1 protein-coding gene is annotated in these 359 nt (G+C 72.4%); it reads left to right on the top strand.

Annotated features, from left to right (window positions below; translation table 11 throughout):
• A partial coding sequence (locus UK12_RS33775) for a class I SAM-dependent methyltransferase (RefSeq protein WP_045307039.1) occupies positions 1–359 on the top strand: 359 nt, incomplete at both ends.

The following is a 359-nucleotide window of genomic DNA, read 5'->3' as shown; positions in this document are numbered from 1 at the left end:
CTGTCGCGCGGCTGCCGCAGCGGGGGCAACGAGGCCATCTGGGGCCGCTGCGGCGTCCACCAGCACATCACAGGAGTGGACAGCTGCCCGCGCCGCCTCGCCTCGCGGACCGACCAGGCCCGGAAGCTCGGCCTGCGTCACGGGGACCGTTTCCGGACCGCGAACGTCCGCGACCTGCTGCGCGCGGGGGAGACGTACGACATCGTTCTCGGCCTCCAGTCGCTCCCCCACTTCGACCGGCTCGACGACACCATGGACCGGATCGCCGGCCTGCGAAACCCCGGCGCGCTTCCAGCCGTGGCCGAGTACGACGGCCCCCCCAGGTTACAGTGCACCCGCTGGCATCTCCTAGCGCTGGC

This window comes from Saccharothrix sp. ST-888, assembly GCF_000955975.1.
Classification (GTDB): Bacteria; Actinomycetota; Actinomycetes; order Streptomycetales; family Streptomycetaceae; genus Kitasatospora.
The sequence above is the reverse complement of the archived record's forward strand: the minus strand, read 5'-3'. Positions and strand labels throughout refer to the sequence as shown.